We start from the raw sequence: 13,067 nt of genomic DNA, 5'->3' as shown, positions 1-13,067 counted from the left end.
TTTGGAGTTGGCGCGCGAGGGGGCAAAATCGTCTTGCGTTGAGTTGCTAGGCCGGGGCCTGCGCCAGAGTGGTTCGCCGGTCAGCCACTCTGCGCAAGTGAGCCGCCGATGTTCCGGCCATGGTGAACGAGACGAATCCGTCCGCGAGGCGAGACTGCGATGAAGAGCCCGTTCTATACCGCCGAGCACGATGCCTTCCGCGACATGATGCGCCGCTTCGTCGAAAAAGAGATCTCCCCGTTCGCCCATGAGTGGGACGAGGCCGGCGAATTCCCCCGCGAGCTCTATCGCAAGGCGGCCGGGATCGGTCTGTTGGGGCTGGGATTCCCTGAGGAATATGGCGGGATCGCCGCCGACCAGTTCATGAAGATCGTGGCGAGCCAGGAATTGGCGCGGGCGGGCGCCGGAGGCGTCAGCGCCAGCCTGATGAGTCACACCATCGGCTCGCCGCCGATCGCGCGGGCAGCGCGGCCGGAGGTCAGGGCACGCGTGCTGCCGCAGGTGCTGTCAGGCGAGAAGATCTCCGCGCTCGCGATCACCGAGCCGGGCGGCGGCTCCGATGTCGCGAACCTCGCCACAAAGGCGCGACGCGACGGCGATCACTACGTTGTGAGCGGTGAGAAGACCTTCATCACCTCAGGGATGCGCGCCGACTATCTGACCGTTGCCGTGCGCACGGGCGGCGAGGGCGCCGGCGGCGTCAGCCTGCTCCTGATCGAGGGCGACACGCCCGGCCTGTCCAGGACCAAGCTGAAGAAGATGGGCTGGTGGGCCTCCGACACCGCGACGCTGCATTTCGACGAATGCCGCGTGCCGGCCGAAAACCTGATCGGCGAGGAGGGCCAGGGCTTCAAGATCATCATGCAGAATTTCAACAGCGAGCGCATGGGCATGGCGGCCGGCTGCACCGCCTTTGCGCGGGTCTGCCTCGACGAGGCCGTCGCCTACGCCAAGGAGCGCAAGACTTTCGGCAAGCCGCTGGCCCAGCATCAGGTGATCCGTCACAAGATCGTGGACATGGCGCAGAAGGTCGCCGCAAGTCAGGCGATGCTGGAAATGCTGGCGTGGCGGCTCGAGCAGGGCGAGAGCCCGGTCGCGGAAATCTGCATGATGAAGAACCAGGCGACGCAGACAATGGCGTTCTGCGCCTCGGAAGCTGTACAGATTTTCGGCGGCGCCGGCTTCATGCGCGGCATCAAGGCCGAACGCATCTACCGCGAGGTCAAGGTCAACGCCATCGGCGGCGGCACTGAGGAGATCATGAAGGATCTGGCCAGCCGGCAGATGGGATTGTGACGGACGCCGTCATTCCGGGGCGACGCGAAGCGTCGAGCTATGGTGCGCAATTGCGCACCTGAGAATCCATCGGGCTCCAGACTCCGTAGAGAAATGGATTCCGGGTTCATCGCTGCGCGATGCCCCGGAATGACGAGAGGACAAAATGCTTTTCACCGCCGACCACGACGACATCCGCCGCTCCCTACAAAAGTTCATCGCCAATGAGATCAACCCTCATGTCGATGACTGGGAGAAGGCCGACATCTTCCCGGCGCACGAGCTGTTCAAGAAGATGGGCAGCCTCGGCTTCCTCGGCCTGAACAAGCCCGTGGAGTTCGGCGGCTCCGGCCTCGACTACTCCTATGCGCTGATGATGGCGGAGGAGCTGGGCGCCATCACCTGCGGCGGCGTGCCTATGGCGATCGGGGTGCAGACCGACATGGCGACGCCGGCGCTGGCGCGGTTCGGCTCCGACGAGGTGCGGCGCGAATTTCTGGCGCCGTCGATCTCAGGCGATTTCGTCGCCTGCATCGGGGTCTCCGAGCCGGGCGCAGGCTCCGACGTCGCCTCGATCAAGACCCAGGCACGCTCCGACGGCGATGACTACGTGATCACCGGCGGCAAGATGTGGATCACCAACGGCACCCAGGCCGACTGGATCTGCCTGCTCGCCAACACCGGCGATGGGCCCGTTCATCGCAACAAGTCGCTGATCTGCGTGCCCATGAAGGCCAAGGGTGTCACTGTCGCGCGAAAACTCGACAAGATGGGCATGCGCTCATCCGACACCGCACAGATCTTCTTCGACAATGTCCGTGTGCCCAAGCGCAACCGGATCGGCGAGGAGGGCAAGGGCTTTACCTACCAGATGATCCAATTCCAGGAGGAGCGACTCTGGGGCGCGGCGGCTTGTCTTAAGGCGCATGAATACATTATCGATCAGACCATCGAATATACCCGCAACCGCAAGGCCTTCGGCCAGAGCATCCTCGACAACCAGGTCGTGCACTTCAAGCTGGCGGAGATGCAGACCGAGGTCGAGCTGCTGCGCGCGCTGATCTATCGCGCCGCCGAGCAGTTGGTCGCAGGCGAGGACGTGACCAAGCTTGCGACCATGGCCAAGCTGAAGGCCGGCCGGCTCGGCCGCGAGCTCACCGACGCCTGCTTGCAATATTGGGGCGGAATGGGCTTTACCAACGAGACGCCGGTCAGCCGCGCCTATCGCGACAGCCGCCTGACCTCGATCGGCGGCGGTGCCGACGAGGTCATGCTGATGGTCTTGTGCAAGATGATGGGCACGCTGCCCGGCAGCAAAGGAAGTTCCTGATGATCACGCTCTATCATTGCGACGCCGCGCGCTCCTTTCGCCCGCTCTGGATGCTGGAAGAGATGGGGCTGCCCTATGAGCTGAAGATGCTGCCCTTCCCGCCGCGGGTCTTCGCCAAGGAATATCTGGCGCTCAATCCGCTCGGCACGATTCCCTTCATGGTCGACGGCGAGACGAAGATGACCGAATCCTCCGGCATCTGCCACTATCTCGGCATCAAGCACGGCCCGACGCCCCTGATGGTCGGCCCGGAAGATCCCGCCTATGGCGCGTTCCTGAACTGGATGTATTTCAGCGACGCCACGTTAACCTTCCCGCAGACGCTGGTGCTCCGATACACCCAGCTCGAGCCGGAGGAGCGGCGCAATCCGCAGGTCGCCGGCGACTATGCAAAATGGTTCCTGGGCCGGTTGCGCGCCGTCGAGGCAGCGACGGCCAATGCCGAAACATTGTGCGCCGGCCGCTTCACCGCCGCTGACATTGTCATCGGTTATGCGCTTCGGCTGGCCGACAATATCGGGCTCGCCAAGGATTTTGGGCCAAATGTCGCAGCCTATTGGGCGCGCCTGCAGCAGCGGGACGGTTTCAAGCGTGCGGTTGCTGCGGAACAGAAGGCTGGCGCCGAGCAGAATGTTGCACCGCGCGTGAGGGCGTAAGGACGCGTCATTCCGGGCGATGCGGAGCATCGACTATGGTGCGCCGTTGCGCACCTGAGAATCTCGAGGTTCCCCGGTGCGCAATTGCGCACCTGAGGTTCGGTCCTATCGACCGCCCCGGAACGACTCGCTGTGTCTTTTGACAGCGCTATCCCGTCGTGACAGCGCCCAAATTTCCGCTAAGGTGACCTCCGTCCGCAGCGGCCAGAGAGCCGCGCGAGGAGGATCCCAATGGAAGATAAAGGTCGCGAATCCGACCATCTGATGCTGATCACGCCGGAGCGGGTATTCTATGCCGGCCTGCTCGGCCGCCCTCGCAAGCGGACCCCCGGCTGCTGCCATATCTACGTCGCGGTGAAAGGCAGCCTGCATCTGACGATCGACGACGTCCACACGTCGGACGAGTTGATCGTGACCCTGCCGAACCAGCGCCACACCATCGCCAGCGACTATCGCACCGTGATCAGCGTGACGCTGGAGCCGGAAAGCATGCCGGATGGCGTGATCGAGGCTTTGGCCGAGCGGCTGCGAGGGCCGGACAAGGCTCTCTATGCCCGCAAGATCCTCGCCGCTTACGCGTTGCTGCGCCAGCGCCGCTATGGCGACATCACCACCGCCGAATTCGACGAGATGTGCTTTGGCGAGGCGCTCGCCCGCCGCGTGCTCGATCCGCGCGTGACCCGGGCGGTCGCCCGCATCGAGCGTTTCTCGGGCGAGCCGGTGACGGCCGATACCTGCGCGGCGGAGGCGGGGCTCTCGGCCTCGCGCTTCCTGCATCTGTTCAAGGAGGAGACCGGCATCTCCTTCCGCTCCTTCCGCGCCTGGAAGCGCGCGCGGCATTTGCTGCACTTCGCCAACCAGGACCTCAACCTCGCCCATCTCGCGCAGGACATCGGCTATCCCGACTCCACGCATTTCAGCCATTCAATCCGCCGCTTCTACGGATTGAAGCCGCGCGCGATCTTCGTCGGCTCGCGCGACCTTGCGATCTATCGTAGCACGGAGACGGTGCGGCTCGCGGAGGCGAGTTAGGCTCGTTCTCGTAGGGTGGGCAAAGGCGCTCTTGTGCCGTGCCCACCACCTCTCGGCAACTGGCAAAGATGGTGGGCACGCTTCGCTTTGCCCACCCTGCGAATTCGTCGTGTTTTCCAGCTTCTCCGCGCAAGAAGCCGCATGCCGCCCATCCCATGATCGCAAGCGTTGAATTCTCAACGTGCGAGACATCCAAGGCATGAGCGACAAGGCCGTCATCACCTGCGCGCTGAACGGCGTGCTCACCGACCCGAAGCAGCACAATGTCCCCGTGACGCCCGAGCAGATGGCGCGCGAAGCCAGGGCTGCGTTCGATGCCGGCGCGTCCGTCATGCACATCCACCTGCGCCAGCAGGCGCCGGGCAAGGGACATCTGCCGTCCTGGGAGGTGAGCGTCAGCAGGGAGATCCAGCAGGCGATCCGCGAAGCCTGTCCCGGCGTGATCATCAATCACACCTCGGGCGTGTCAGGACCGAACTACTCCGGCGCGCTCGACTGCATCCGCGAGACCAAGCCGGAGATCGCCGCCTGCAATGCCGGCTCGCTGAATTATCTGAAGGTCAAGGCCGACAACACCTGGGCCTGGCCACCGATGATGTTCGACAACGCGGTCGAGAAGGTGAAGGACTATCTCGACGTCATGAATGCGGTCGGCACCATCCCCGAGTTCGAATGCTTCGACGTCGGCATCGTCCGCTGCGTCGGCATGTACACCCAGGTCGGCATGTACAGGGGACCGCTCGAATATAATTTTGTGATGGGCGTCGCTTCGGGAATGCCTTCGGACCCGGAGCTGCTGCCGATCCTGATCAAGCTGAAGCGTCCCGAGGCGCATTTTCAGGTCACCGCGATCGGCCGCGAGGAAATCTGGCCGCTGCACCAGCGCTGCGCCGAGCTCGGCGGCCATCTGCGCACCGGTCTCGAGGACACCTTCTATCTCGCCGACGGCAAGAAGGTGACGTCGAACGGCCAGCTGATCGAAGCCGTCGCTGCCTGCGCCCGCCGTGCCGGCCGCGAGATCGCGAGCCCCGCCGAGGCGCGGAAGATCTTTGGGACGAACAGGTAAGCCACACTCCGTCATTCCGGGATGGCCGAAGGCCATGCCCGGAATCCATAGCCACGATCGGGAGTATGGATTCCGGGCTCGCGCTCCGCGCGCCCCGGAATGACGGGCAGGAGCACTAATGTCTACCATCGAAAACACCATTTCCCCCGGCAGCGCCGCCTACCACGCCAACCGCGACGGCATGCTCGGCCTCATCGACCGCATGCGCGCGCTGGAAGAGCGCACCCGCGCGGCGTCGGCCGCAGCCAAGGATCGCTTTCACAAGCGCGGGCAGTTGTTGCCGCGCGAGCGCGTCGCGCTGGTGCTTGACTCCGGTGCGCCTTTCATCGAGCTGTCGACGCTCGCCGGCTACATGTTCGACGTGCCGGATGCGACCAAGAGCGTGCCCGGCGGCGGCGTCATCGGCGGCATCGGTTTCGTCTCGGGCATCCGCTGCATGGTCAGCGCCAGCGATTCCGGTATCGATGCCGGTGCGCTGCAGCCTTACGGCCTCGACAAGACGCTGCGGGTGCAGGAGCTCGCGCTGGAGAACAAGCTGCCCAATGTGCAACTCGTCGAAAGCGCCGGCGCCAACCTCCTGCGCTACCGCGTCGAGGATTTTGTCCGCGGCGGCAACATCTTTCGCAATCTCGCGCGGCTCTCCGCGGCAGGACTGCCCGTCGTCACCGTCACGCACGGCTCATCCACCGCTGGCGGCGCCTATCAGACCGGCCTGTCCGACTACATCGTCATGGTGCGCGGCCGTACCCGCGCCTTCCTCGCCGGGCCGCCGCTGCTGAAGGCCGCGACCGGTGAGATCGCGACCGAGGAAGAGCTCGGCGGTGCCGAGATGCACACGCAGGTCTCCGGTCTCGGCGACTATCTCGCCGAAGACGATCGCGACGCGTTGCGTATCGCGCGCGAGATCATGGCGGCGCTGCAATGGGAACGCCCGGGCAGGACCGCGTCGGAATTCAAGCCGCCGCGCTACGACCAGGACGAGCTGCTCGGCATCATGCCGATGGACCATAAGCGCTCCGTCGACATGAAGCAGGTGATCGCACGCATCGTCGACGATTCCGATTTCACAGAGATGGCGCCGAATTACGGTCCGGCCACCGTCTGCGGCCACGCCCGCATCGAAGGACAGGCGATCGGCATCATCACCAACAACGGGCCGCTCGATCCCGCCGGCGCCAACAAGGCGACGCATTTCATCCAGGCGTGCTGCCAGACCCGCACGCCGATCCTCTATCTCAACAATACCACCGGCTATATGGTCGGCAAAGCCTATGAAGAAGCCGGCATGATCAAGCACGGCTCGAAGATGATCCAGGCAGTGACCTCGGCGACGGTGCCGCAGATCACCATCTATTGCGGCGCCTCGTTCGGCGCCGGCAATTACGGCATGTGCGGCCGCGGCTTCCATCCGCGCTTCTGCTTCTCCTGGCCCAACGCCAAGACCGCCGTGATGGGCGGCGAGCAGGCGGCCGAGACAATGGCTATCGTGACGGAAGCGGCCGCCGCGAGGCGCGGAAAGCCGGTCGAAAAGGAAAAACTCGACGCGATGAAGGCGCAAATCATCGGTGTGTTCGACGGCCAGATGGACGTGTTCTCCACCAGCGCCCGCGTGCTCGACGACGGCGTGATTGACCCGCGCGACACCCGCGCGGTCCTCTCCGAAGTGCTCGCGATCTGCCGCGAGGGTGACGCACGGACGCCCCAGCGCATGCAGTTTTCGGTGGCCCGCCCATGAGGAACGGATCAGTGCAGCACCGGCCGTTCTTCAGGGTCCTGGTCGCCAATCGTGGCGAGATCGCACTGCGCGTGATGCGCAGCGCGCGACAGCTGGGCCTCGGCGTCGTCGCGGTCTATTCGGATGCGGATCGCGACGCACTCCACGTGCAACAGGCCGACCAGGCCGTGCGCATCGGCGAAGCCCTGCCGGCGCAATCCTATCTCAACATCCCCGCGATCATCGCCGCGGCGAGAGCGAGCGGCGCAGATGCCGTTCATCCCGGCTATGGCTTCCTCGCCGAGAACGAGGATTTTGCGCAAGCCTGCAAGGATGCGGGTCTCGTCTTCATCGGTCCCTCGCCGCAGGCGATCGAGGCGATGGGCAACAAGGCCGGCGCCAAGGAGATCATGAAGAAGGCCGGCGTTCCCTGCGTGCCCGGCTATCAGGGCGCCGAGCAGGGTGACGAGGTCATGCTCGCGGAGGCCAAAAAGATCGGCTTCCCCGTGATGATCAAGGCGGTCGCCGGCGGCGGCGGTCGTGGCATGCGGCTCGTCATCGACGCGGCCTCGTTCCCTGATGCCCTGCGCAGCGCGCGATCGGAGGCGAAAGCGGCGTTCGGCGATCCCACCGTCATCCTCGAGCGCGCGATCCAGAACCCGCGCCACATCGAAATCCAGGTGTTCGGCGACAGCCACGGCAACGCCATCCATCTCGGCGAGCGCGACTGTTCGGTGCAGCGGCGGCACCAGAAGCTGATCGAGGAGGCGCCGTCGCCCGCGGTCACACCGGAGTTGCGTGCGAAAATGGGCGAGGTCGCGGTCGCCGCGGTAAAGGCGTTGCGTTACGAGGGCGCCGGCACGCTGGAGTTCCTGCTCGATGCCAGCGGCGAGTTCTACTTCATGGAGATGAATACGCGCCTCCAGGTCGAGCATCCCGTGACCGAGGCGATCACCGGGCTCGATCTCGTCGAGTTGCAGCTGCGCGTCGCGCGTGGCGAGCAATTGCCGGTGAAGCAGCAGGACATCCGCTTCACAGGCCATGCCATCGAGGTGCGGCTCTGCTCGGAGGATGCCGGGCACGACTTCATGCCGCAGTCGGGCCGCATGGCGCGCTGGCAGGTGCCTGATGGCATCCGCGTCGAGCACGCGCTGCAATCGGGTTCGGAGATCCCGCCGTTCTACGATTCCATGATCGCCAAGGTGATCAGCCATGGCGCCACGCGCGAGGAGGCGAGGGCGCAGCTGGTCGTCGGCCTTGAGCAGCTCACGGCTTTCGGCGTGACGACTAATCAGGCGTTCCTGTTGTCCTGCCTGCGTCATCCCGGCTTTGCCAAGGGTGAGGCGACGACAGCCTTCATCGGCGCGCATCGCGACGAGCTGCTGGCACCGCGCGCGAACGGGGCATTCGACATGGCGCTGGCGAGCCTGCTGCTCTACGTCACCAACCCGCGCACACCGTCATGGCAGGGCGGGCGGAGCCTCGCCGCCACCTTTCCGTTGCCAGCGAAAATCGAGATCGCCGGTCAGACATACGAACTCGAAGTCACGCGCGAGCGCGATGGTAGTTACACTGTCGCCGCCGACGGCCGGCAAGACAAGTTCGAGATCGACCAACTCGATTCCGACGCCGTCCGCTTCCGCCACGATGGCGTGATGGACAGCGCAAAGTTCTTGCGCGACGGCGACCGGCTCTACCTCCAGCACCGCGGCATCCCGCTCGCGGTCACCGATCTCACCCTCGCCGCGCCGAAGGCCGCCGCAGCCAACGGCGGTGACGGCAAGGTGCGCGCCGCCATGAACGGACGCGTCGTCGCCGTGCTGGTCAAGCCGGGTGACCGTGTCAAAGCCGGCCAACCGGTGCTGACGCTGGAAGCGATGAAGATGGAGCACGTCCACAAGGCCGGCGTCGACGGCGTGGTGGCGGCGATCGACGTCGCCGAAGGCGAGCAGGTGACGACGGGCAGGATCGTCGCCGAGATCGAGGCAGGTTAGCGCAACGAACGGGGCAAAGGCGCAAAGCGCCGTGCCCGCCATCGATGTTCAAAAGTGGTGGAGCGGCATCGTCGGCAGGCTCCGCTTTGCCGCCCTACGGCACCTCGCGTGCGGTAAAAACTCCCTATTATTTCAGTTGCTTAATTGCGTATTGGCGCAAGGGGGAAATTCAATTTGAACGTCTTTCATTTTCGGCCTACATATATTGAACATTGTTCAATTTTGGAGCCGGCATGTTGCGCCCAAATGATCCCGCCCAAGCGACCAATCCGCCGCTCCCGTCGGTATCCCGACGCTTCTCGTTCGCCGCCCCACAACTCCGCGAGAGATACCTGATTGGGGCCCTCAGCGTTCTGACGCTGTCGGCACTCCTCGCTCCCGCGCTGCCCGCCGCCGCTTGGCACGTCCCGCACTTCGTCGACAGTCGCACTTGGCTCGGTGTGCCCAACGCCGGCGATGTGCTGAGCAATCTCGCCTTTCTCGCGATGGGCGTCTGGGGTTCGGAGCGGCTGCGCGCCCGCCATGACGCGCCTGTGGGTGCAAGTTGGCTTTTCGTCGGCCTGATCCTCACCTGCCTGGGATCTGGCTTCTATCACCTGGACCCCGACATGCCGCAACGCCTCGTGGCCGATCGTCTCGGTATGGCGGTGGCGTTCGCGGGCTTTCTGGGCATCGCAGCCAGTGAACGCATCAGCGTGCGTGCCGGCGAGGCGGTGCTGGTCCTGATGATGATGGCCGGCCTGTTAGCTGCCTGGGTGGCGCGCGAGAATCTCACGCCATGGGTGGTCGTGCAGTTCGGCGGCATGGCAGTTGCCGTGGGACTGGCGTTGACGCGGCCGCGGCCTGGCGCGCTCGGCGTGCCGCTCGGTGGCGTGATCTTCTTTTATGTGCTGGCGAAGCTTTTCGAACTCGGTGACGCGCTCATTTTCGAAGCCACAGGGCACGTCGTCTCGGGCCACACGCTCAAGCATCTGGCCGCTGCCTTGGCGGCCTGGCCGGTGATCAGCACGCTCCGCAATCGTAGCGAGCCCGCGGCCGTGCGAAGCGCGGTCCGCTGACGTAACCCACCCTACGGGACTATGTTGCTCCGCCCCGTGCCCTCATTGAGCAGACACGCCACCTGATGCCCGTTGCCCGCATCCAGCAGTGCGGGCCGCTCAACCCCGCATCGCTCCATCGCATATCGGCAGCGGGTGTGAAACGCGCATCCGGGCGGCGGATTGACCGGGCTCGGCACATCCCCGTCGACCAGCGGCGCGAGCTTCTTCGCCAGCGGGTTGGCAACCGGCACCGAGGCGAGCAGCGCTTGCGTGTAGGGATGCCTGGGATTGCGAAATAGCTCGTCCTTGGCTGCGATCTCGACGATGCGGCCGAGATACATCACGGCGACGCGATGGCTGATATGAGCGACTACGGCGAGATCGTGGGCGATGAAGAGATAGGAGAAGCCGTGCTGGCGTTGCAGGTCGATCAGGAGGTTGATGACCTGCGCCTGGATCGAGACATCGAGCGCCGAGACCGGCTCGTCGCAGACGATCAGCCGCGGCTCCAGCGCGAGCGCCCGCGCAATGCAGATGCGCTGACGCTGGCCGCCGGAGAATTGATGCGGGAAATTGCGCATCTGGTCAGGGCGCAGGCCAACCTGTTCGAAAAGCTTCGCGACCCGGGCCTCCAGCTCCTTGCCGCTGGCGAGCCCGTGCACCATAAGCGGCTCGCCGACGATGTCGCCGGCGGTCATGCGCGGATTGAGCGAGGCGAACGGGTCCTGGAAGACGATCTGCATCGAGCGCCGGTGCGGACGCAGTGCCGCCTTGGACAGATGGGTGATATCCTCGCCTTCGAGGTGGATCTGGCCCGAGGTCGGCTCGACCAACCGCAATACGCTGCGCGCCACCGTCGACTTGCCGCAACCGGATTCGCCGACGAGCCCGAGCGTCTCGCCGGCATGAACCGAGAACGAGACGCCGTCGACCGAGTGCACGGTGCCGACTTGCCTGCGCAATAAGCCGGCCCGCACCGGGTAGTGCTTCTTGAGGTTGGTGACTTCGAGCAGAACTTCGCTCATGCCACCTCCGCGACTTCAGCCGCACGCCAGCAGGCTGCAAGATGTCCGCCGCCCCAATCCGCCAGCGGCGGATACTCGGCCTCGCAGCGCTTGATTGCGAGCTTGCAGCGCGGTGCGAAGGCGCAGCCCTTCGGCAGCCGCACCAGCGACGGCACGGTGCCGGGAATTTCATTCAGCCGAGCCTGCGCCGGGACGCCGGCCGCCGGCACAGCCGGGATCGACGCCATCAGCCCGCGCGTATAGGGATGTTTTGGCCCGGCGAACAGCGCTTCGACGCTGGCTTCCTCGACCTTTCGCCCCGCATACATCACGATCACGCGCTGCGCCGTCTGCGCGACGACGCCGAGATCATGCGTGATCAGCACGAGCCCGGTGCCGAGCTCCTTCTGAAGGTCGAGGATCAGCGCCAGGATCTGCGCCTGAATGGTGACGTCGAGCGCGGTGGTCGGCTCGTCCGCGATCAGCAGCGCCGGCCGGCAGGCCAGCGCCATCGCGATCATCGCGCGCTGGCGCATGCCGCCGGAGAGTTGATGCGGATATTCCTTGGCGCGTCGCGCCGGCTCGGGAATGCGCACCAGGCGCAGCATCTCGACGGCGATATTCCGGGCCTCCTTGGCCGGGATGTTCCGGTGCAGCCGCACCGCTTCGACGATCTGGTCGCCGATCCGCATCACCGGATTGAGCGAGGTCATCGGCTCCTGGAAGATCATGGAGATGCGGTTGCCCCTGACGGCACGCATCTCCGCCTCATCCAGCGCCAGCAGGTCGGTGCCTTCGAGCGAAATCGAGCCGCCGACGATGCGGCCGGGCGGATCGGGCACCAGCCGCATCAGCGACAGCGCCGTGACGCTCTTGCCGCAGCCGGATTCGCCGACGATCGCCAGCGTCTCGCCGCGCTTCACGGTAAAGGAGAGGTCGTCGACCGCTTTGAACAAACCGGAATTGGTGAAGAACACCGTTTTCAGGTTCTTCACTTCGAGCACAAGGTGGGATTTGTCCGTCATCAGCCGCGCTGCCTCGGATCCAGGATGTCGCGCAGGGCGTCGCCGAACAGGTTGGCGCCGAACACGGCGAGGCTGATCGCAATGCCCGGGAAGATCACCAGCCACGGCGCGGTGCGGACATATTCGGCGGCGGACTCGGAGAGCATGCGGCCCCAAGACGGATAAGGCTCGGGAATGCCGAGGCCGAGGAAGGAGAGAGAAGCTTCCGTCAGGATGGTCGAGCCCAGCTGCGCGGTCGCGAGCACGATCAGCGGCGCCAGCGTGTTCGGCAGTACGTGGCGGAGCGCGATGCGCACTTCGCTCATGCCGATCGACTTGGCGGCTTCGATAAAGGGGAGTTCGCGCAGCGCCAGCGTGTTGGCACGGATGACGCGCGCGACCGTCGGGATCAGCGGAATGGCAATCGCAATGATCACGTTCGGCAGCGACGGGCCGAGTGCCGCCGTCATCACCAGCGCCAGCACCAGCAGCGGCAGCGCCTGGAGGACGTCGGAGACGCGCTGGAACACGAGATCGACCCACCCGGAGAGATAGCCGGAGGTCAGGCCGACGATGACGCCGATCGTGCCGCCGAGCGCGGTCGAGCCGATCCCGACCGCAAGCGAGATCCGCGCACCGTGGATGATGCGGCTGAACACGTCGCGGCCGAAGGAGTCCGTTCCCATCCAGTGCGCCAGGCTCGGGCGGGCCAGAGCGCGGGCCGAATCGATCGACAGGGGATCATAGCGCGCGATGAAATCGGCGAAGATGGCGGTGAACACGAACACGGTCATGATGACGAGGCCAGCGGCGCCCAGCACATGCCGCTGTGCCAGATACAGCACGCGCCGCCAGCCGCCGGTCGCGTAGGCGCCGGCGCGTCTCAGTTCAACGTCATAGTCGATCGCGGCCATGTGAACTCTATCTTCCCCCTCTCCCCGCCTGCGGGGAG

11 protein-coding genes are annotated in these 13,067 nt (G+C 65.2%); 8 read left to right on the top strand and 3 right to left on the bottom strand.

The annotated features are described in order from the left end of the window. The first annotated feature begins 159 nt into the window (after positions 1-159). From XI03_RS28325 to XI03_RS28290, 8 genes are all read left to right on the top strand, one after another. Positions 160-1,296 (top strand): acyl-CoA dehydrogenase family protein, encoded by a 1,137-nt coding sequence (locus XI03_RS28325; RefSeq protein WP_271593972.1) that lies wholly within the window; start codon positions 160-162, stop codon positions 1,294-1,296. Between the two features lie 145 nt (positions 1,297-1,441). Beyond that, a complete protein-coding gene (locus tag XI03_RS28320) occupies positions 1,442-2,605 on the top strand; it encodes an acyl-CoA dehydrogenase family protein (protein ID WP_038949538.1) in 1,164 nt (387 codons plus the stop codon). Beyond that, on the top strand, positions 2,605-3,261 hold the full coding sequence (locus XI03_RS28315) for a glutathione S-transferase family protein (RefSeq protein WP_028139679.1): 657 nt from the start codon (positions 2,605-2,607) through the stop codon (positions 3,259-3,261). The genes XI03_RS28320 and XI03_RS28315 overlap by 1 nt, the downstream gene beginning before the upstream one ends. Positions 3,262-3,492: 231 nt before the next feature. Beyond that, entirely contained in the window at positions 3,493-4,293 is an 801-nt protein-coding gene (locus XI03_RS28310; protein WP_028139680.1) for a helix-turn-helix domain-containing protein, read from the top strand. Positions 4,294-4,492: 199 nt separating this feature from the next. Beyond that, positions 4,493-5,359, top strand: a complete 867-nt coding sequence (locus XI03_RS28305) for a 3-keto-5-aminohexanoate cleavage protein (protein WP_271593971.1) — start codon at positions 4,493-4,495, stop codon at positions 5,357-5,359. 118 nt (positions 5,360-5,477) lie between these two features. Beyond that, positions 5,478-7,094, top strand: coding sequence for an acyl-CoA carboxylase subunit beta (locus XI03_RS28300; protein WP_271593970.1), 1,617 nt, complete (start codon positions 5,478-5,480; stop codon positions 7,092-7,094). Next, positions 7,091-9,067, top strand: a complete 1,977-nt coding sequence (locus XI03_RS28295) for an acetyl-CoA carboxylase biotin carboxylase subunit (RefSeq protein ID WP_271593969.1) — start codon at positions 7,091-7,093, stop codon at positions 9,065-9,067. The genes XI03_RS28300 and XI03_RS28295 overlap by 4 nt, the downstream gene beginning before the upstream one ends. 233 nt (positions 9,068-9,300) lie before the next feature. Next, positions 9,301-10,125 (top strand): hypothetical protein, encoded by an 825-nt coding sequence (locus tag XI03_RS28290; protein WP_271593968.1) that lies wholly within the window; start codon positions 9,301-9,303, stop codon positions 10,123-10,125. An 11-nt stretch (positions 10,126-10,136) separates the two neighbouring features. Here the strand turns inward: XI03_RS28290 and XI03_RS28285 are convergent, their stop codons facing one another. Genes XI03_RS28285 through XI03_RS28275 form a run of 3 tightly spaced genes read right to left on the bottom strand, consistent with a single transcriptional unit; the run spans position 10,137 to position 13,029 of the window. Further along, a complete protein-coding gene (locus XI03_RS28285) occupies positions 10,137-11,132 on the bottom strand; it encodes an ABC transporter ATP-binding protein (protein WP_271593967.1) in 996 nt (331 codons plus the stop codon). Beyond that, positions 11,129-12,136 (bottom strand): ABC transporter ATP-binding protein, encoded by a 1,008-nt coding sequence (locus XI03_RS28280; protein ID WP_271593966.1) that lies wholly within the window; start codon positions 12,134-12,136, stop codon positions 11,129-11,131. Before XI03_RS28280 ends, XI03_RS28285 begins: the two co-directional genes overlap by 4 nt. Beyond that, positions 12,136-13,029, bottom strand: coding sequence for an ABC transporter permease (locus XI03_RS28275; protein WP_028139687.1), 894 nt, complete (start codon positions 13,027-13,029; stop codon positions 12,136-12,138). The genes XI03_RS28280 and XI03_RS28275 overlap by 1 nt, the downstream gene beginning before the upstream one ends. Positions 13,030-13,067: the final 38 nt, after the last annotated feature.

Source organism: Bradyrhizobium sp. CCBAU 65884 (assembly GCF_028128835.1).
Lineage (GTDB): Bacteria > Pseudomonadota > Alphaproteobacteria > Rhizobiales > Xanthobacteraceae > Bradyrhizobium > Bradyrhizobium ottawaense.
Note: the sequence above shows the minus strand (reverse complement) of the source record. Positions and strands in the feature narration are given on the sequence as shown.

Coding starts and splice junctions, on each gene's coding strand:
- XI03_RS28325 (WP_271593972.1), top strand. CDS start 160: ATGAAGAGCCCGTTCTATACCGCCGAGCACGATGCCTTCCGCGACATG.
- XI03_RS28320 (WP_038949538.1), top strand. CDS start 1,442: ATGCTTTTCACCGCCGACCACGACGACATCCGCCGCTCCCTACAAAAG.
- XI03_RS28315 (WP_028139679.1), top strand. CDS start 2,605: ATGATCACGCTCTATCATTGCGACGCCGCGCGCTCCTTTCGCCCGCTC.
- XI03_RS28310 (WP_028139680.1), top strand. CDS start 3,493: ATGGAAGATAAAGGTCGCGAATCCGACCATCTGATGCTGATCACGCCG.
- XI03_RS28305 (WP_271593971.1), top strand. CDS start 4,493: ATGAGCGACAAGGCCGTCATCACCTGCGCGCTGAACGGCGTGCTCACC.
- XI03_RS28300 (WP_271593970.1), top strand. CDS start 5,478: ATGTCTACCATCGAAAACACCATTTCCCCCGGCAGCGCCGCCTACCAC.
- XI03_RS28295 (WP_271593969.1), top strand. CDS start 7,091: ATGAGGAACGGATCAGTGCAGCACCGGCCGTTCTTCAGGGTCCTGGTC.
- XI03_RS28290 (WP_271593968.1), top strand. CDS start 9,301: ATGTTGCGCCCAAATGATCCCGCCCAAGCGACCAATCCGCCGCTCCCG.
- XI03_RS28285 (WP_271593967.1), bottom strand. CDS start 11,132: ATGAGCGAAGTTCTGCTCGAAGTCACCAACCTCAAGAAGCACTACCCG.
- XI03_RS28280 (WP_271593966.1), bottom strand. CDS start 12,136: ATGACGGACAAATCCCACCTTGTGCTCGAAGTGAAGAACCTGAAAACG.
- XI03_RS28275 (WP_028139687.1), bottom strand. CDS start 13,029: ATGGCCGCGATCGACTATGACGTTGAACTGAGACGCGCCGGCGCCTAC.